Below are 18,540 nucleotides of genomic sequence, written 5' to 3' on the forward strand. Positions count from 1 at the left end.
GGCGCTGATCAGGCCTTTTTCGTGAGCAGCGCTTCGCGCGCGGCGCGCAGCTTGGCGAAATCATCGCCGGCATGGTGCGACGAGCGCGTCAGCGGGCTTGAGGCAACGAGCAGGAAGCCCTTGGACTTGCCGACCGTCGCGTAGGACTGGAATTCATCAGGCGTCACGAACTTCTTGACCGGGTGGTGCTTCTTCGACGGCTGCAGGTACTGGCCGATGGTCATGAAGTCGACATTGGCGCTGCGCAGGTCGTCCATCAGCTGAAGCACTTCATTGCGCTCCTCGCCGAGCCCGACCATGATGCCGGACTTGGTGAAGATAGAGGGATCGAGCTCCTTGACCCGCTGCAGCAGGCGGATCGAATGGAAGTAGCGCGCCCCGGGGCGAACGGTCAGATAGTTCGACGGCACGGTTTCAAGATTGTGGTTGAAGACGTCGGGGCGCGCGGCAACCACGATCTCCAGCGCCCCTTCCTTGCGCAGGAAGTCGGGCGTCAGGATCTCGATGGTCGTGGTCGGCGTCAGCCGGCGGATGGCGTGGATCACGTCGGCAAAATGCTGGGCACCGCCGTCGGCAAGATCGTCGCGGTCGACCGAAGTGATGACGACGTGGGTCAGGCCCATCTGGGCGACGGCCTTGGCCACGCTCTCCGGCTCGTTCGGGTCGAGCGCCGTCGGGATGCCGGTGGCGACATTGCAGAATGCGCAGGCGCGGGTGCAGATCTCGCCCATGATCATGAAGGTAGCGTGCTTCTTTTCCCAGCACTCGCCAATGTTGGGGCAGCCGGCCTCCTCACAGACGGTGACCAGCTTGTGCGACTTCACGATCTCGCGCGTTTCCTGATAGCCGCGCGACACCGGCGCCTTAACGCGGATCCAGTCTGGCTTGCGCAGAACCTCCTGATCGGGCCGGTGGGCCTTTTCCGGGTGCCGCGCGCGCGGACGGTCTTTGAGATCAAGCACAGTGACCATCAGTCTATCCTATCAAGGCCGACGCGCTTGCGAGCGGCCGAAAATCCAGAGCACGATGACCGCGCCTGCGATGGCGACGATCAGATTGCCCATGAAGCCGTAATAATTAATACCGAGCAGCCCCGCCAGAGTGCCGCCGACAAACGATCCGGCGATGCCGACGAGGATGTTGGTCAGGAAGCCGTGGTCGCGGTTCATCGTGCGCTCGGCGACGTAGCCGGCAAGGAAGCCGATGAGCAGCATACCGAAGAAACCGACACCCGGCATGCCCATGATTCCGTAACTCTGTTCCATCAGTCGTCTCCGGCCACTCGCGGACGTTCTGCTGATATAGTTCCATCAGGCGCGCCGCAACAGACGCGCCGATGCGTATCGGTCATGCGTTGAGCGCACGCCCATAGGCGTCGAGCACGCTTTCCTTCATCGTTTCCGAGATCGTCGGATGCGGGAAGATGGTGTGCATCAGCTCTTCTTCCGTCGTTTCGAGGTTCATCGCCACGACAAAACCCTGGATCAGCTCGGTCACTTCGGCGCCGACAAGGTGCGCGCCGAGCAACTGGCCGGTCTTCTTGTCGAAGATGGTCTTGACCATGCCCTGATCCTCGCCAAGCGCGATTGCCTTGCCGTTGGCGACGAAGGGGAAGCGGCCGACGCGGATGTCGTGGCCGGCTTCCTTGGCCTTGGCTTCGGTCAGGCCAACGGACGCGACCTGTGGGTTGCAGTAGGTGCAACCTGGGATCTTGAGCTTGTCCATCGGATGCACGTTGGGCAGGCCGGCGATCTTCTCGACGCAGATGACGGCCTCGTGCTCGGCCTTGTGCGCCAGCATGGGCGGACCTGCGACGTCGCCGATGGCATAGATGCCAGGCACATTGGTCTTGCCGTAGCCGTCAATGACGATGCAGCCGCGGTCAGTCTTCACGCCGAGCGCTTCGAGGCCGATGTTTTCGATATTGCCCTGCACGCCGACGGCCGAGATCATGCGGTCGGCGGTGATCTTCTCTATCTTGCCGTCCTTCATCTCGACATGGGCGGTAACCGAATTGGCGCCCTTCTCGACCTTGGTAACCTTGGCTTCGAGATGGATCTTCATGCCCTGCTTTTCGAACTGCTTCTTGGCGAAGGCCGAGATCTCGGCGTCTTCCACCGGCATGACGGCTGGCATCACTTCGACGACGGTCACCTCGACGCCCATCGTACGGTAGAACGAGGCGAATTCGATGCCGATGGCGCCGGACCCCATGACCAGCAGCGACTTCGGCATCTCCGGCGGCACCATCGCCTCGAAATAGGTCCAGATCAGCTTGCCATCCGGCTCGATGCCGGGCAGCGCGCGCGGACGGGCACCGGTAGCAACGATGATGTGCTTGGCGCTGTAGGTGCCCTCACCCAGCGTGTTCTTGGGCAACGGCGCCTGCGGCTCCATCGGCTTTTTCGACGATTTCGACACGACGATCTGGCCGGGCTTGGTAAGCTTGGCCTCACCCCAGATAACGTCGACCTTGTTCTTCTTCATCAGGAAGCCGACACCGCCATTCATGCGCTGGGCGATGCCGCGCGACCGGTCGACGATGGCCTTGAGGTCGGGCGAGATCGAGCCTTCGAGCTTCAGGCCGTAATTCTTGGCGTGCTCGGCGAGATGCAGCACTTCGGCCGAACGCAGCAGCGCCTTGGTCGGGATGCAGCCCCAGTTGGAGCAGATGCCGGCGAGGTGCTCGCGCTCGACGACTGCAGTCTTGAGACCGAGCTGGGCAGCGCGGATCGCAGCGATATAGCCGCCGGGGCCGGAGCCGATAACGATGACGTCGTAATTGTCAGCCATGAGTGTGCCTCTTGTTCAGGTCGCGCTGCGGGTGAGCAGCACCCAGTCGTGTTGTTTGCTGTAGGTGTCGGTCGATACGGATGGCTGGCGCGCGATTTCCTCAAACCCGCAGGATTTGTAGAGGCCAAGCGCCACGTCGTTGTCGCTTTCGGTGATCAGGCTGACCGGCCGCGCGCCGGCACGCTCGAGCTCATGATCGACGAGCTTTCTGCCGATGCCATGTCCGCGATGGTGCTGGTAGACACCGACGCTGTCGATGAACCAGTGGCCGATGGTCTGTTGCTGAAGCACGAGGATCGGCTCGAACACCGGGTGAGGCGCTTCCTCTTCGGCAAAGGACGGTTCGACGACATGGCCGATCACGAGACCGGCGATCTCGCCATCGACCTCGGCCAGGCTGGCATTTTTCCAGCCGGCACGGTCGTCGTCGCAACGCAGCTGGTTGCGGCCATGCTCGAGAGCCGTCTGCGTCGTGCCTTCCAGCACCGCGCCATACCATAGCCATGACGCCAGCCCGTGCGATGACAGGTCGACGAGGATGGCGAGTTCGGCGGCATCGCGCCGCTCGGCCCTGCGGATGGTGATAGCGCCAGCCAAGCTCTAGAGCTCCAGCATGACGCGCACGATCGGCGCGAGTGCCGTGCCGATCGCCCGCGTGTTCTGAGCATCGAGATGCACGCCGTCGAGCGGTGTCGTCTCGGCGATGGAGCCGGCGTCGAAGAAACCGCAGCCGACCTCGTCGGCTAGCGCTGCATAAAGCGGGGCCAGATGCTTCGAAGCTGCGTCGCCGCCGGCGAACATGTCCTTGTATTCGGCATTTTCGGTGCGACTAACAGCTGGCGGCGAAACCAGCAGGATTTCTGGCGCGGCATGGCCCATGCCGTGGTCGTAGGAGCGCACGATGGAGACGAGGCGCGCCATGCCCTGCCTCGCGGCCAGCGGGTTGCCGTGGATCCAAGGCTTCATGTCGTTGGCGCCGAGCATGATGACGACCACATCGATCGGCGCATGAGTGCCGAGGATGGTCGGCAGAAGCCGCGCACCATTACGGTCGGCAGCGGCAAGGTTGTCGTCGAAGGCAGTCGTGCGGCCGTTCAGCCCTTCCGCGATAACTTCGACGCCCTCGCCCAGTTCGGCCTGCAGCACGCTTGGCCAGCGGTCTTCAAGCGCGTGACGGCCCGGCCCCGCGGCATCGTAGCCCCAGGTCAGCGAGTCGCCGTAACAAAGCACAGTCTTCATGATTGAAGTCCTCGAATCCCCTCCCTTGGCAGGGAGGGGAAATGGGGAAACTACACCAGCATGCCCATCGGGTTTTCGATGAAGCGCTTGAAGGCCGAGAGCAGTTCGGCGCCAAGCGCACCGTCGACGGCACGGTGGTCGGTCGACAGCGTCACCGACATCACATTGGCGATCTTGATCTCGCCATTCTTGACGACCGCCCGTTCCTCGCCCGCGCCGACCGCCAGGATGGTGGCGTGCGGCGGGTTGATGACGGCCGAGAAGTCCTTAATGCCGAACATGCCGAGGTTGGAGACGGCACTGGTGCCGCCCTGATATTCCTCAGGCTTGAGCTTGCGGTTGCGGGCCCGGCCGGCAAGGTCCTTCATTTCATTGGAAATGACAGACAGCGTCTTGATGTCGGCCTGGCGGATGATCGGGGTGATCAGGCCACCCGGGATCGACACGGCAACACCGACATCGGCGTGCTTGTGCTTGACCATGGCCTGGTCGGTCCATGACACATTGGCGTCGGGAACGGCCGTCAGGGCCAGCGCCATCGCCTTGATGATCATGTCGTTGACCGACAGCTTGTAGGCCGGCACGTCGCCCTTTTCAGTCTTGCGCACCGGCGCCGCCGCGTTGAGCTGGGCGCGGAGCGCCAGCAGCGCGTCGATCTCGCAGTCGAGTGTCAGATAGAAGTGCGGGATGGTGCTCTTGGCCTCGACAAGACGGCGCGCGATGGTCTTGCGCATGTTGTCGTGCGGGATGAGTTCGTAGCTGCCTTCTTCGAACAGCTTGAGCACCTGTTCGTCCGACATGCCCTTGGCAGCGGGTGCTGCAGCCGGAGCACCGGCAGGAGCCTTGGCAGCAGGAGCAGCCTTTGCGCCGCCACCCGAGATCGCAGCCTCGACGTCGGCTTTGACGATACGGCCATGTGGACCGGTGCCGGTGACAGCCGAAAGGTCGACGCCCGAATCCTTGGCGATGCGGCGGGCGAGCGGCGATGCAAAGGTCCGGCCGTCGCCGGAGGGTGCAGCGCCGTTGGTCGCAGCCGGCTTGGCTGCCGAAGCAGCAACGGGCGCGGCAGCGACCGGAGCAGCAGCGGGCGCCGCAGGTGCCGCGGCAACAGGTGCTTCCGCCTTCGGCGCGTCTGCCTTGGCAGGAGCGGCATCGCCGCCCTTGGCTGCAGCCGCGACATCTTCGCCGTCGCCGGCGAGAATGGCGATCAGCGCATTGACCTTGACGCCTTCGGTGCCGGCCGGAACCAGCAGTTTGGCGACAGTGCCCTCATCGACGGCCTCGACTTCCATCGTTGCCTTGTCGGTCTCGATCTCGGCGATCACGTCGCCTGGCGAAACCTTGTCGCCTTCCTTGACCAGCCACTTGGCCAGATTGCCCTCTTCCATGGTCGGCGAAAGGGCAGGCATGGTGATATTGATCGGCATGATGACCTCCCGCCCGTGTCAGCGATACGTGACTGCTTTGACCGCCTCGATCACTTCGCCGACATTCGGCAGAGCGAGCTTCTCGAGATTGGCGGCGTAGGGCATCGGCACGTCCTTGCCAGCGATGGTGATGACAGGCGCGTCGAGGTGATCAAAGGCGCGCTGCGACACCTGGTTGGCAATGTGGTCGCCGACCGACGACTGCGGGAAGCCCTCTTCCACCACGATCAGCCTGTTGGTCTTCTTCACCGAGGCAATGATGGTGTCGAAGTCGAGCGGACGGATGGTGCGGAGATCGATGATTTCAGCATCTATGCCCATGCCGCGAAGTTCTGCCTCGGCCTTGATCGCATAGGTCATGCCGATGCCGAACGACACGATGGTGACGTCCTTGCCGGTCTTGTGGATGCGCGCCTTGCCGATCGGCAGAACGAAATCATCGAGCTTCGGCACGTCGAAGGAATGGCCGTAGAGGATTTCGTTCTCGAGGAAGATGACCGGGTTCGGATCGCGGATGGCAGCCTTGAGCAGGCCTTTGGCGTCGGCTGCCGAGTACGGCATCACCACCTTGAGCCCCGGAATGTGGCTGTACCATGCGGCATAGCACTGCGAGTGCTGGGCCGCGACGCGGGCAGCCGCACCGCTCGGTCCACGGAAGACGATCGGCGCGCCCATCTGGCCACCCGACATGTAGAGCGTCTTGGCAGCCGAGTTGACGATCTGGTCGATCGCCTGCATGGCGAAGTTGAAGGTCATGAACTCGACGATCGGCTTGAGGCCGGTCATCGCAGCACCGACGCCGACGCCGGCGAAGCCGTGCTCGGTGATAGGGGTATCGACGACGCGGCGCGGGCCGAACTCCTGCAGCAGGCCCTGGGTGATCTTGTAGGCGCCCTGGTACTCGGCGACCTCCTCGCCCATGATGAAGACGTCACCGTCGCGGCGCATTTCTTCGGCCATGGCATCGCGCAGCGCTTCACGCACCGTCGTCGACACCATCTCAGTGCCGGCGGGAATGTCGGGGTCGGCAGCGACTTCAGTCTTGGGCGCGGCAGCGACAGGGGTGGCGGCAACCGGAGCAGCGGCAGCGGCCGGTGCTGCCGCGGCAGCGGGTGCCTCGGCCTTGGCAGGCGCAGCACCCTTACCGATGTCGGCAGCACTTTCGCCGTCCTGCAAAAGCACAGCGATCGGCGTGTTGACCTTGACACCTTCAGTGCCGGCGGCGATCAGGACCTTGCCGAGGGTGCCCTCGTCAACAGCTTCCACTTCCATGGTCGCCTTGTCGGTTTCGATTTCGGCGATGACGTCGCCGGCGACGATCTTGTCGCCTTCGTTCTTCAACCACTTGGAAAGATTGCCCTCTTCCATCGTCGGCGAGAGCGCAGGCATGAGAATTTCGATCGGCATGTTCGCGCCCTCCCTTAGATCAAGATGTCGGTCCAGAGCTCGGAAGCATCCGGCTCGGGATCGGTCTGAGCAAAGTCTGCGGCGTCAGCCACGATGTCGCGAACATCCTTGTCGACCGCCTTGAGGTCGTCTTCGCTGGCCCACTTCTTGGCGATGAGGCGCGCCTTGACCTGTTCGATCGGGTCGTGCTCGGAGCGCATCTTCTGCACTTCGTCCTTGGAGCGGTACTTGGCCGGATCAGACATCGAGTGACCGCGATAGCGGTAGGTTTCCATCTCGAGGATCATCGGACCGTTGCCCGAACGGCACCATTCGGTGGCGAGATCGCCAGCGGCCTTGACCGCGCGCACGTCCATGCCGTCGACCTTGATGCCCGGAATCTTGAAGGACACGCCGCGCTGCGAGAAATCCGTCTCGGCCGAAGCACGCGTAACGGCGGTGCCCATGGCGTAGCGGTTGTTTTCGATGACGTAGATCACCGGCAGCTTCCACAGCGCGGCCATGTTGAAGCTCTCATAGACCTGGCCCTGGTTGGCAGCGCCGTCGCCGAAATAGGTCACCGAAACATTCGGATTTTCGCGATAGCGGTTGGCGAAGGCCAGGCCGGTGCCGAGCGACACCTGGGCGCCGACAATGCCATGGCCGCCGTAAAAATGCTTTTCCTTGGAGAACATGTGCATGGAGCCGCCCTTGCCTTTCGACAAGCCGCCCCGACGCCCGGTCAGTTCCGCCATGACGCCGCGCGCCGACAGGCCCATGGCAAGCATGTGGCCGTGATCGCGATAGGCAGTGATCATCTGGTCGCCTTCGATCAGCGACATCTGCAAGCCGGTGACGACCGCTTCCTGGCCGATATAGAGGTGGCAGAAGCCGCCGATGAAGCCCATGCCGTAGAGCTGGCCGGCCTTTTCCTCGAAGCGGCGGATCAGAAGCATCTCGCGATATGCCGCGAGGTCCTGTTCCTTGGTGAAATCGACCGGCTTGGGTGTTACCGGCGCTGAAAGGGATTTTGAATCGGATCTAGATTTGGCAGGCGCTTTTTTGGCTGCGGTGGCCATGCATCACTCCCTAGTGGCGTCTCTTTGCGGACAATGAGGAGATCATGCATAATCTCTCCTCTCCATGTCCAAACGCTAGCATGGTGAGTGACGCTGCGCCATGCGGAAAAATGCATAGCAGGCATGCGGTTAAGCGTCTAAAAACGTTGGATTTCTTGTTGATTAACTGGAAGTCAGTTAATACGGCGCCCGGATGGCCGCATTATGGTCAGTTCATCAGCATGGGACATATTCAAGGCGTTGCGCGCCTGTTCGTCAAGCATGTCCTTCTCCAGCGAGCCGTCGTGGAGCATGTGGACGCGGCGCTCGACATCGAGGCGTTGCGCCCTGACCGTGTCCAGCCGGGCCTGGAGTTCGATGGCGCGCGCCTCGAGCCTGTACTTGGAATAGATACCGAATTCGCCATGATAGGCGTGGAAGCCGAAATAGGACAGGAACATCACCGCCAGCGCCGGCACGATCAGGCGCCCGGTGTTTGTCTGCTTATGCTGGCGTGTCCACATGGTCAGAACCTCTTTCAGGCTCTTGTCGCTCCATTGTGCTTAATGGAGCGTTACGGTCTGGTGCTCACCCGCTTTCAGAACCAAAAAAGGCGGGAAACATCCCGCCTTTTTCAATCATCTATGCAACAAGCGATCAGCCGCGCAGGATCGACCTGCCGGCGAAGCGCGCCTGCTTGCCGAGCTCTTCCTCGATGCGGATGAGCTGGTTGTACTTGGCGGTGCGATCCGAACGGGCGAGCGAGCCGGTCTTGATCTGTCCGCAGTTGGTGGCAACGGCGAGATCGGCAATGGTCGAATCCTCTGTCTCACCCGAACGGTGCGACATGACGGCGGTGTAGCTTGCCTTGTGCGCGGTCTCGACGGCGTCAAGCGTCTCGGTCAGCGAGCCGATCTGGTTGACCTTGACCAGGATCGAGTTGGCAACGCCCATCTTGATGCCGTCGCGCAGGCGGGCCGAATTGGTAACGAACAGATCGTCGCCGACCAGCTGCACCTTGTCGCCGCACAGATCGGTCAGGTACTTCCAGCCTTCCCAGTCGTCCTCGGCCATGCCGTCCTCGATCGAGATGATCGGGTAGTCGGCGGCGAGCTTGGCCAGGTACTTGGCCTGGGCCTTGGGATCGCGGGTCTTCTTCTCGCCTTCATAGACATAGTTGCCGCCCTTGAAGAACTCGGTCGCAGCGCAATCGAGCGCGAGTGCCACGTCCTCGCCCGGCTTGAAGCCGGCCTTCTCGATCGATGCCATCACGAAGTCGAGCGCAGCCTGCGCGCTCTTGAGGTTCGGCGCGAAGCCGCCTTCGTCGCCGACATTGGTGTTGTGGCCAGCGTCCTTCAGCCCCTTCTTCAGGGTGTGGAAGATTTCCGAACCCCAGCGCACGGCGTCGCGCAGCGAAGGCGCGCCGATCGGCATGATCATGAACTCCTGGAAGTCGATCGGATTGTCGGCATGCGCACCGCCATTGATGATGTTCATCATCGGCACCGGCAGGACGCGGGCGTTCGGGCCGCCAACATAGCGGTAGAGCGGCAGGCCCGACGATTCGGCAGCGGCCTTGGCAACGGCGAGCGACACGCCGAGGATGGCGTTGGCGCCGAGGCGGCTCTTGTTGGGCGTGCCGTCGAGCTCGATCATCGTCTGGTCGATGTGGATCTGGTTCTCGGCTTCCATGCCGCCGATTGCCTCGAACAGCTCGCCATTGACGGCTTCGACGGCGCGCTCGACGCCCTTGCCGAGATAGCGCGGGCCACCGTCGCGCAGTTCCATCGCCTCATGGGCGCCGGTCGAGGCGCCAGACGGAACGGCGGCGCGGCCCATCGAGCCGTCCTCGAGAACCACGTCCACCTCGACGGTGGGATTGCCGCGGCTGTCGAGAATCTCGCGGCCGACGATATCGATGATTGCTGTCATGTGAGGCATCCCCGGGAGCTGATCGCAGATGGATCGGTTGGATTTCCGCGCCCGTCTTAGCCAAAGATCAGGAAAACGCAATCGCGGGCGGCCAAATATCACGCTGCGTCAGCCGCGGGATTCACTTTAGACAAAACGCTGTCATCATAATTCATCCGAACAGGCAGGCATCGGCCAAACTTTCGGGTAAACTGCGGGCGCGCGGGGCGAAACAGAGGGAGTTTCGCCATGTCCGAGTTGAGTGGTATCTTGAGTTTGTTCTTTATCGCCGCGGCGTTTCTGACCTCATGCGACAGTCAACCGCCCCCGCAAGGCGTGTCGCAGGTGCGGATACTACCGACACCAAGGTAAGTCGCCGGCACAAAAGAAAAGCCCCGCTTCGGCGGGGCTCAGACTGCTGACAAACCCTGGCGAGAGTTGGGGGTTTGTGATTCAGTGGGTGATGTTGAAGCGAGCCGGCCCTGAACAAACCGCACTTGAGATCGTCACGCTCGATCAACTGGTTCCAGTTGATCACCTTCTGCGCAAGATCGATGGTGTTATCGATTTCTCGTTCATCCACGATCTGACAGCGCCGCTTTACTGCGCCGACAATGGTCGCCCGCCACTTGATCCGACCTTGATGTTCAAGGCGCTGTTCATCGGCTACCTGTTCGGGGTGCGCTCGGAGCGGCAATTGGTGCGAGAGATCGAGGTCAATGTCGCCTACCGGTGGTTCCTGCGGCTGAAGCTGACGGACAAGGTGTTCGACGCCTCGACATTGTCGCAGAACCGACGCCGGCGCTACCAGGACGAGACGATCGCGCAGGCGATCTTCGACCGCATTGTCGAGCAGGCGATCGGGGCAGGCTTGGTCGACGGCACGGTGCTCTACACCGACAGCACGCACCTGAAGGCCAATGCCAACAAGGGCAAGTACGACCTTGCCATGGTCGCCAAGTCGCGTGCCGACTACTGGGGCGAGCTCGACCGGGCGATCGATGCCGAACGGGCGTTGCACGGCCAGAAGGCGCTGAAGGAGCAGGAGCGGCAGCCTGCGGTGAAAGAGACGAAGGTCTCGCGCACCGATCCTGAGGCTGGCTATATGGTGCGCGAGGGCAAGCCGAAGGGCTTCTTTTATCTCGATCACCGCACGGTGGATGGCGGCTTCGGCATCATCACCGACACGTTTGCCACGCCGGCCAACGTGCATGACTCGATCGTCTATCTCGACCGGCTCGACCGCCAGGTGGAGCGTTTCGGCTTCGACGTCACGGCGGCGGGGCTGGATGCCGGCTATGCCACGCCAGGCATCGCCAAGGGCCTGGAGGACAGGAACATCCACGGTGTCGTCGGCTATCGCAACCCGCCCCGGCCAAAGCCTGGCAAGATGAGGAAGGGCGCTTTCGTCCATGAGCCGGACCTTGACGGCTATCGTTGCCCGCAGGGCCAGTTGCTCACTTACGCCACCACCGATCGCGGCGGTTATCGCCACTACAGGAGCGACCCGACGATCTGCCGCAACTGTCCGCTGCTGGCGTCTTGCACATCAAACGCCAAGGCCGAGCGCACCATCACGCGCCATGTCTGGCAGGATGTCCGCGAGCGGGTCGATGCCAACCGCTTAACCGCATGGGGCAAGGCGATCTATCGACGCCGCAAGGAGACGGTCGAGCGATCCTTCGCCGATGCCAAGCAGCTCTTCGGCCATCGCTATGCCCGCTTCCGAGGGCGAACACGCGTCGCCTGCCAGTGCCTGATCGCAGCCGCCGCCCAGAACATGAAAAAGATCGCAATCAGCCTCTGGCCAAAGCCAAAACCAAGCCTCGCATGAGGCCAAAGCCGGCTCGCAACGGCCTTGGCATCTGCCCCCCGACATCAATCCAAAAAAGCTCAATCAACCCACAAAACAAAACCCCGCCGAAATTCGACGGGGTTTGTCAGCAGTCTGAGCCCCGCTTCGGCGGGGCTTTTTGCTTGTCAGGCATTCGCCACCAGCACGCCTAGTGCCAGTAAGGCTCGACGCGATAGTGTTCATAGGATGCATCGCGCGCCAGACGGCCATCGTCCTCGGTCAGTTCGTTCACCGAGTAGGAGGGTGCCGCCTTGAGCTGCTCCTTGGAAAACGGGACGACATAGCCGCCGCGACCCTTGTCGAAGTCCAGCGTCGACCACGGTATGGCGTGGTAGCGCTCGCCAATGCCCAGGAATCCGCCGAAACCGATGACGGCAAACATGATGCCGTTCGACAGCTTGTCGAGCATCACGTCCTCGATCGTTCCGATGGTCTCGCCCGACGTGTTGTAAACGTTGGTGCCGATGACCCTGGATGCGGGAATGGCTTTGGTGTGACCAGTGACTGTCGTCATGATCCTGCTCCTCGTTGGTTTGTGGATGCAGGACTAACGATCCCCCGGCGTGGAGGTTCCCCGATTTTCCCGGCGACAGGAATGCCGGTTCAGTCGTTGAGGATGAAGGTCACTTTCATGTTGACCCGGTAGGCGACGATCTTGCCATCCTCGACGACGACCTTCTGGTCCTGAATCCAGGCGCCCTCGACATTCTTGAGCGTCTTCGAGGCGCGCGCGATGCCCTCTTCGATGGCGTCCTTGAAGCTCTTGGTCGACGACGAGGTGATTTCGGTAACGCGGGCAACAGACATGGAGGCTCTCCGGCTGATACGCTCAGTCACGGAAGCGAGCCTACGCCCGGCGCAAGCCAGGCTCAAGCTGGAGTTGCAGGCAGCCTGCCTCAGCCCTTGGCGATACGGTCGAAGGCCATCAGGCGTTCGAGCAAGGCCGGCATGTCCTTGAACGGCACCATGTTGGGACCGTCCGAAGAGGTCGAATTGTCGGGGTCTTCGTGTGTTTCGATGAACACGCCGGCAACGCCGACGGCAACGGCCGCCCGCGCCAGCGTCTCGACGAAGCGGCGCTCGCCGCCCGAGGTGGCGCCCTGCCCGCCCGGCTGCTGCACCGAATGGGTGGCGTCGAAGATCACGGGTGCGCCTATGTCGGCCATGACAGGCAGGCCGCGCATGTCGGAGACCAGCGTGTTGTAGCCGAACGACGTGCCGCGCTCGGTCACCAGCACGTTCGGATTGCCCGAGCCGGTCACCTTTGCCACCACATTCTTCATGTCCCAAGGCGCCAGGAACTGGCCCTTCTTGACGTTGACCACCTTGCCGGTTTTTGCGGCGGCAATCAGCAAGTCGGTCTGGCGGCTAAGGAAAGCCGGAATCTGCAGCACGTCGACAACTTCGGCGACGATGGCGCACTGCTCCTCGGTGTGGACGTCGGTGACGACGGTGACACCGAGTTCCTTGCGCAGGTCGGCGAAGGCGGGCAGCGCAGCTTCGAGGCCCGCGCCGCGCGTGCTCGACAGCGAGCTGCGGTTGGCCTTGTCGAAGCTTGACTTGTAGACGAAGCCGATGCCGAGTTTCTGGGTAAGTTCCTTGAGCTTGCCGGCCATGTCGAAGGCATGCTGGCGCGATTCGAACTGGCACGGGCCGGCGATCAGCGACAGTGGCGCATCATTGGCGAAGAGGGTCTTGCCGACCGTCACATTTGCATTCGGCTTGGTCATTTCTGCTCCTCGAAAATGAAGATTGCGCCCTGCCCCGGCGCAGCCGGAACCACAAGGCGCTGGCCGTCTAGATCGTGCGCGACGGCGCGTTCGACAAGAAGCGCCCTTGTCGCGGCAAGGTCGTCGACGACAAAGACGATGGCTTCAAGTCGAATGCCCGGCGCATATGGCCCGTAGCGGATGCTTAGCCGCGCATTTGCGAGTGCCACGCCGGCATCGTCGGCCGCACTCCGTGCGATTGTCGCAAGCAACTTGGCCGCCGCCGCGATGTTTCCGGCAGCAAGCTCGATCGCCAAGACGCGTCTGGCGCCATTGGCATGTGCCTGGAGCGCCGACCGGTCGACGGCAGGTACGTTGGCACGCTCGCAGGTGAAAAAGAAGGCGTCGGCATCGGCATCCGGCTGGGCAGCGAAAGCCAGCCGAAACGATGCTACGTCGGACCTGCCCGAGGCGTCGACGAAAGGACGCGAAAAATCGAGCCGGCTGCCTGCGGATACGCCTGCAGCCACGAACGCGGTATGGTCGGCGTCGGCGTCACCGGATCCGAACACAACGGCCGAAAAGCCCTCCTCGCCATGCGCGTCGCGGAAGACACGATCGCGCGCAACAAACGCGTTGCCTTCACGAACCGCCTTGTCGGCCGCGACCCGGTCACCGACGGCAAGCGGCTCCAGGAAGGTGCCGTCGCTGAGATAGACGCAGCAATTGATGGTTCCGAACGGGTGCGTGCCTTGCGGCGAGACGCTGAAGCCAAGTGCGGCAAGCCGGTCGCGCGCCAGCGTCAGGTCACCGGTCGGCAGGACCACGTGGTCGAGCGGCCGCGGGCTGTTGGTTTTCGTCATGGCTGCGCTGTGCCCGAAATCCCGATGTGAAGCAAGAGTGCCCCGCTCGCGCTACGACGCCACCATGTCGCCCAGCCGGCGGACCGTGTTCCAATTGCGCGACGTGCCGACACCACCGGCGCGCTTGGGCGTCAGAGCGCCAAGCAGCCGCGACGACGCCATATTGCGGGAAAAATAGAGCCAGATGTCGCCGTCGACAGATGTGAGCTTTTCGTCGGCGGCGGCATAGGGGCGAAGCCGCTCGATCACTTCCGAAGTCACCGGCTCGCGCATCACACGGACACCGACCTGATCGGCGTGCAGTTCGGATTCCGCGAGAAAAGGGTTGGCAGCGACGAGCTTCAGCCAGGCGGCGGCATCGCGGACGATGATATCGACATGCTTGCCGAATTTTGGCGCGAACGCCGTTTCGAGTTCGCGCTCCAGTGCCGAAACCGTCTTGCCTTCTGCCTCGAAGACGAGGTTTCCGGTTGCAACCAGCGTACGCGGATTTTCGAGGCCGAGATCCGTCGCCATGTCACGCAAGTCGGACATGACGAGGCGACGGCCGGGTCCGAGAACGACGCTGTAGAGCAGCGCGACATAGGTGGTCATGCGGCCGGCCACCCGGGGAAAGAAATGCGCGCCGGCGAGTTCACGTCGGCGCGCATGGATATCAGACCAGCCGGCTCTGTTCGACAGCGGCTTCGATGAAGCTCGCAAACAGCGGGTGCGGCTCCAGCGGACGGCTCTTCAGCTCCGGATGGTATTGCACGCCGATAAACCAGGGATGGTCGGGATACTCGACGGTCTCGGGCAGCACGCCGTCGGGCGACATGCCGGCAAAGACCAGGCCGCACTCTTCGAGGCGGTCCTTGTAGTCGATGTTGACCTCGTAGCGGTGGCGGTGACGCTCGGAGATGTCGGTGTCGCCATAGATCTCGGCGATCTTCGAGCCTTCGGTAAGCTTGGCGTCAAACGCGCCGAGACGCATCGTGCCGCCGAGATCGCCCGAAGCCTTGCGCTTCTCGAGCATGTTGCCCTTGAGCCATTCGGTCATCAGGCCGACGACCGGCTCCTTGGTCGAACCGAACTCGGTCGACGAAGCAGCCTCGATGCCGGCCAGCGAACGGGCAGCCTCGATGCACGCCATCTGCATGCCGAAGCAGATGCCGAAATACGGCACCTTGCGCTCGCGGGCGAACTTGGCCGCCAGGATCTTGCCTTCCGAGCCTCGCTCGCCGAAGCCGCCGGGAACCAGAATACCGTGGACCTTTTCGAGGAATGGAGCCGGATCTTCCTTCTCGAAGACTTCGCTTTCGATCCAGTCGAGCTTGACCTTGACGTTGTTGGCGAGACCGCCATGCGACAGCGCCTCGATCAGCGACTTGTATGCGTCCTTGAGGCCCGTGTACTTGCCGACCACGGCGATGGTAACTTCGCCTTCCGGGTTGTGGATCAGCTGCGACACATTCTGCCAAGGGTCGAGACGCGGCTTAGGTGCCGGATCGATACCGAAGGCGGCCAGGACTTCCGAGTCCAGACCTTCCTTATGGTAGGCCAGCGGCACGTCGTAGATGTGGCCGACGTCGAGCGCCTGGATGACGGCGGATTCGCGCACATTGCAGAACAGCGACAGCTTGCGGCGTTCTTCCTTCGGGATGTCGCGGTCGGCGCGCACCAGGAGGATGTCGGGCGCAATGCCGATCGAGCGCAGTTCCTTGACCGAATGCTGGGTCGGCTTGGTCTTGAGCTCGCCAGCGGTGGGGATGTACGGCATCAAAGTCAGATGGACATAGACAGCGTTGTTGCGCGGCAGGTCGTTGCCGAGCTGGCGGATCGCCTCGAGGAACGGCATCGCCTCGATGTCGCCCACCGTACCGCCGATCTCGCAGAGCACGAAGTCGTACTCGTCATTGCCGTCGAGGATGAAGTTCTTGATCTCGTCCGTGACGTGCGGGATGACCTGGACGGTTGCGCCGAGATAGTCGCCGCGCCGCTCGCGTTCGATGATGTTCTTGTAGATGCGGCCGGTGGTGATGTTGTCGCTCTGGTTCGCCGAACGCCCGGTGAAGCGCTCATAGTGACCCAGATCGAGATCGGTTTCCGCGCCGTCGTCGGTCACGAACACCTCACCATGCTGGTAAGGCGACATCGTTCCCGGATCGACATTGAGATACGGATCGAGTTTTCGGATGCGCACGCGATATCCGCGTGCCTGCAGAAGAGCCCCGAGGGCCGCTGCGGCTATGCCTTTTCCAAGGGAAGAGACCACGCCGCCGGTAATAAAAACATATCGCGCCATGGGATTCATCGCTTAACGCGGCCAAATCGATTCCGCCAGAGAAAAATCCGCCGCGTCGGACTTTTCCCTATCTGGCTGTTCAGTGTTGCTGCCTGTAGGCCATGCAAACAAAAAGGCCGGCGTGACCGCCGGCCCGCTATCAGCGTTTTGAAAACGCCTTACATGACGATGACTTCAGAGCCCATCCTCACGCGGTTGTAGAGATCCATGACGTGGTCGTTGACCATACGGAAGCAACCGTTCGAAGAGTTTGTGCCGATCGTCTGCGGCTGGTTGGTACCATGGATACGGATATGGGTATCCTTCTTGCCCTGGTAAAGGTAGATGGCACGCGCTCCCAGCGGGTTTTCCGGCCCGCCGTTCATGCCGTCCTTGTACTGGCCGTACTTCTTGGGCTCGCGTTCCTGCATTTCCTTGGTCGGGATCCAGCGCGGCCATTCCTGCTTGTCGCCGATGGTGGCCTTGCCCTTGAACTCCAGGCCTTCGCGGCCGACCGCAATCGCATAGCGGCGCGCCGTCGACGACGATTCGATCAGATAGAGATAGCGCGCGCCGGTATCGACGACGATCTGGCCGCGCTCGTAGCCGGAGAACGAGACTTCCTGCGGCTCGAAGTCGGACTTCACCTTGAACTGCTTCTTGGCCTGCTTGGCTTGCAGCACGGCGTCGAGCGCACGTGTCTGCGGCAGCATCGACTGCTGCGGCGCGCTGCCGCCGAAGATGCCGGCGAGCAGGCCGGTCTGGCGCGGACGATCCTGGCTCTCGCTGCGCAGCTCGCCATTGTTGCCGGCAGAAGCCACTTCCGCGACATCGGGCGCCAGTGGCTCGATCGGCTTCATCACAGCGAGCGGCTGGAGATCGCGCTTGGGAGCCGGAGCTGAGGCGGTGGCAACCTGGGCGGTTGCCTTTTCAGACTTCTTCAGGCGGGCAAGTTCGCGGGCCTGTTCGGCCTTCGCCTTGGCTGCGGCCCGCATCGCCATCTTCTTGGCTTCGAGCATCTTGAGGCGCGCGACTTCCTTGTCGGCCTTGATCTTGGCTTCTAGGTCCTTGATTCGCGACAGGTCCTCGTCGGTCGGCTTCTTCTTTTTCTTGAGCAGCTTGAGTTCAGCTGCGTCGCTCTTGGCAGCGACGGTGATGACGTCGCTTGCGACGGGCTGAGGTGCCGCAACCGTTCCCGCCGAGGTGGCGGCAAAGGCTGTCGAGCTCATGAAAGTGGCGCAAAGGCCAGCAAGAAGGATGCGGCGGAGCTGCATGGCGAAGGGATCCCGAACGTTCAACGCGAAATTTTCTTGCGACCAAACGCGGTGCCCCCAAGGCTCCCCCGCCGAATGCCGCAACCCTGCTATAATAGATCAGCCGGAGGCGCCTCAAGGGAGGCACCACCGGCTGACCAATCGAATTGTCGTGATTGATGCGGCATTTGCCGCAACTGTGTTCAAACAACAACAGGTTGCGGCAAAGGGTAAATAGTTAGTTAGGAACCTGGGGCGTCGCAGGGGCTGCCGGCGTGACCGGAGCTGGCTGCTCGGTGCCCGAAGCGGCAGGCGCGGCGGGCTGAGTCGCGGGAGCGGCGGGTGCCGTGGCGTCTGACGCCGGAGCAGCCGGAGCGGTCGACCCGCCGAGCTGGTCGAGAACGCCGTTGCCGCCGGTGGTTCCACTCTGGGTAGTCGGCACGCGGTCGAGGATGTCGGTCGGCTTGGCGCCGTAACGGGCAACGATCGACAGCGTCAGCGACGTGACGAAAAACACCGTCGCGAGGATGGCGGTGGCGCGAGTGAGCGCGTTGGCAGCGCCACGCGCCGTCATAAAGCCCGATCCGCCACCGATACCGAGGCCGCCGCCTTCAGAGCGCTGCAGGAGCACAACGCCGACAAGGGCGAGCACAACCATCAAGTGGATGACGATGAGGACGGTTTCCATTGCGCTTCCTGGGATCTTTCCTGACGTGGGAGGGCCGCGCACAAAAGCGCCCGGCACTCCGGAGGCGGCTCAATACAATGCTTTCTAGGCATTTC

At 62.5% G+C, this 18,540-nt stretch carries 19 protein-coding genes; 1 reads left to right on the top strand and 18 read right to left on the bottom strand.

Annotated elements, in window-relative coordinates; genetic code table 11:
- Nucleotides 1-8: 8 nt before the first annotated feature.
- The 10 genes from lipA to eno all read right to left on the bottom strand — a co-directional run bounded on the left by lipA (nt 9) and on the right by eno (nt 9,835).
- Complete coding sequence (gene lipA / locus IG197_RS02285; RefSeq protein WP_067962324.1) at nt 9-971, bottom strand: lipoyl synthase; 963 nt, start codon at nt 969-971, stop codon at nt 9-11.
- A 12-nt stretch (nt 972-983) separates the two neighbouring features.
- On the bottom strand, nt 984-1,265 hold the full coding sequence (locus IG197_RS02290; protein ID WP_067962325.1) for a GlsB/YeaQ/YmgE family stress response membrane protein: 282 nt from the start codon (nt 1,263-1,265) through the stop codon (nt 984-986).
- An 82-nt stretch (nt 1,266-1,347) separates the two neighbouring features.
- Nucleotides 1,348-2,793: a dihydrolipoyl dehydrogenase gene (lpdA, locus tag IG197_RS02295; RefSeq protein WP_067962327.1), complete on the bottom strand. Its 1,446-nt coding sequence runs from the start codon at nt 2,791-2,793 to the stop codon at nt 1,348-1,350.
- 15 nt (nt 2,794-2,808) lie between these two features.
- Nucleotides 2,809-3,390, bottom strand: a complete 582-nt coding sequence (locus IG197_RS02300) for a GNAT family N-acetyltransferase (RefSeq protein WP_067962329.1) — start codon at nt 3,388-3,390, stop codon at nt 2,809-2,811.
- Between the two features lie 3 nt (nt 3,391-3,393).
- Nucleotides 3,394-4,032 carry an SGNH/GDSL hydrolase family protein gene (locus IG197_RS02305; protein WP_192316718.1) on the bottom strand — a complete coding sequence of 213 codons (639 nt, stop codon included), beginning with the start codon at nt 4,030-4,032 and terminating at the stop codon, nt 3,394-3,396.
- 50 nt (nt 4,033-4,082) lie between these two features.
- Complete coding sequence (locus IG197_RS02310; RefSeq protein ID WP_192316720.1) at nt 4,083-5,459, bottom strand: pyruvate dehydrogenase complex dihydrolipoamide acetyltransferase; 1,377 nt, start codon at nt 5,457-5,459, stop codon at nt 4,083-4,085.
- Between the two features lie 18 nt (nt 5,460-5,477).
- Nucleotides 5,478-6,866, bottom strand: coding sequence for a pyruvate dehydrogenase complex E1 component subunit beta (locus IG197_RS02315; RefSeq protein WP_067962333.1), 1,389 nt, complete (start codon nt 6,864-6,866; stop codon nt 5,478-5,480).
- A 14-nt stretch (nt 6,867-6,880) separates the two neighbouring features.
- Complete coding sequence (pdhA, locus tag IG197_RS02320) at nt 6,881-7,924, bottom strand: pyruvate dehydrogenase (acetyl-transferring) E1 component subunit alpha (protein WP_067962334.1); 1,044 nt, start codon at nt 7,922-7,924, stop codon at nt 6,881-6,883.
- 173 nt (nt 7,925-8,097) lie between these two features.
- Nucleotides 8,098-8,427: a septum formation initiator family protein gene (locus tag IG197_RS02325; RefSeq protein ID WP_154387072.1), complete on the bottom strand. Its 330-nt coding sequence runs from the start codon at nt 8,425-8,427 to the stop codon at nt 8,098-8,100.
- Nucleotides 8,428-8,560: 133 nt separating this feature from the next.
- Entirely contained in the window at nt 8,561-9,835 is a 1,275-nt protein-coding gene (gene eno, locus IG197_RS02330; protein ID WP_067966597.1) for a phosphopyruvate hydratase, read from the bottom strand.
- 442 nt (nt 9,836-10,277) lie between these two features.
- Between eno and IG197_RS02335 the strand changes: the two genes are divergently transcribed.
- Nucleotides 10,278-11,648, top strand: a complete 1,371-nt coding sequence (locus tag IG197_RS02335; RefSeq protein WP_185910139.1) for an IS1182 family transposase — start codon at nt 10,278-10,280, stop codon at nt 11,646-11,648.
- A gap of 169 nt (nt 11,649-11,817) precedes the next feature.
- Here the strand turns inward: IG197_RS02335 and IG197_RS02340 are convergent, their stop codons facing one another.
- The 8 genes from IG197_RS02340 to secG form a co-directional block, all read right to left on the bottom strand.
- Nucleotides 11,818-12,183, bottom strand: coding sequence for a PRC-barrel domain-containing protein (locus IG197_RS02340; protein ID WP_067962336.1), 366 nt, complete (start codon nt 12,181-12,183; stop codon nt 11,818-11,820).
- An 89-nt stretch (nt 12,184-12,272) separates the two neighbouring features.
- Complete coding sequence (locus tag IG197_RS02345; protein ID WP_067962338.1) at nt 12,273-12,476, bottom strand: dodecin family protein; 204 nt, start codon at nt 12,474-12,476, stop codon at nt 12,273-12,275.
- A gap of 89 nt (nt 12,477-12,565) precedes the next feature.
- Nucleotides 12,566-13,399, bottom strand: a complete 834-nt coding sequence (kdsA, locus tag IG197_RS02350) for a 3-deoxy-8-phosphooctulonate synthase (RefSeq protein WP_067962342.1) — start codon at nt 13,397-13,399, stop codon at nt 12,566-12,568.
- On the bottom strand, nt 13,396-14,241 hold the full coding sequence (locus IG197_RS02355; protein ID WP_192316722.1) for a VOC family protein: 846 nt from the start codon (nt 14,239-14,241) through the stop codon (nt 13,396-13,398). The genes kdsA and IG197_RS02355 overlap by 4 nt, the downstream gene beginning before the upstream one ends.
- A 51-nt stretch (nt 14,242-14,292) precedes the next feature.
- Nucleotides 14,293-14,835: a DUF1697 domain-containing protein gene (locus IG197_RS02360; protein WP_192316724.1), complete on the bottom strand. Its 543-nt coding sequence runs from the start codon at nt 14,833-14,835 to the stop codon at nt 14,293-14,295.
- 61 nt (nt 14,836-14,896) lie between these two features.
- Nucleotides 14,897-16,534: a CTP synthase gene (locus tag IG197_RS02365; RefSeq protein ID WP_154386024.1), complete on the bottom strand. Its 1,638-nt coding sequence runs from the start codon at nt 16,532-16,534 to the stop codon at nt 14,897-14,899.
- Between the two features lie 149 nt (nt 16,535-16,683).
- Nucleotides 16,684-17,733, bottom strand: a complete 1,050-nt coding sequence (locus tag IG197_RS02370; protein ID WP_371746503.1) for a L,D-transpeptidase — start codon at nt 17,731-17,733, stop codon at nt 16,684-16,686.
- A gap of 262 nt (nt 17,734-17,995) precedes the next feature.
- The gene (secG, locus tag IG197_RS02375; RefSeq protein WP_192316728.1) at nt 17,996-18,445 is read right to left on the bottom strand and encodes a preprotein translocase subunit SecG; all 450 of its coding nucleotides are present in this window, start codon (nt 18,443-18,445) and stop codon (nt 17,996-17,998) included.
- Nucleotides 18,446-18,540 lie beyond the last annotated feature (95 nt).

Source organism: Aminobacter sp. SR38 (genome assembly GCF_014843375.1).
GTDB classification, from domain to species: domain Bacteria; phylum Pseudomonadota; class Alphaproteobacteria; order Rhizobiales; family Rhizobiaceae; genus Aminobacter; species Aminobacter ciceronei.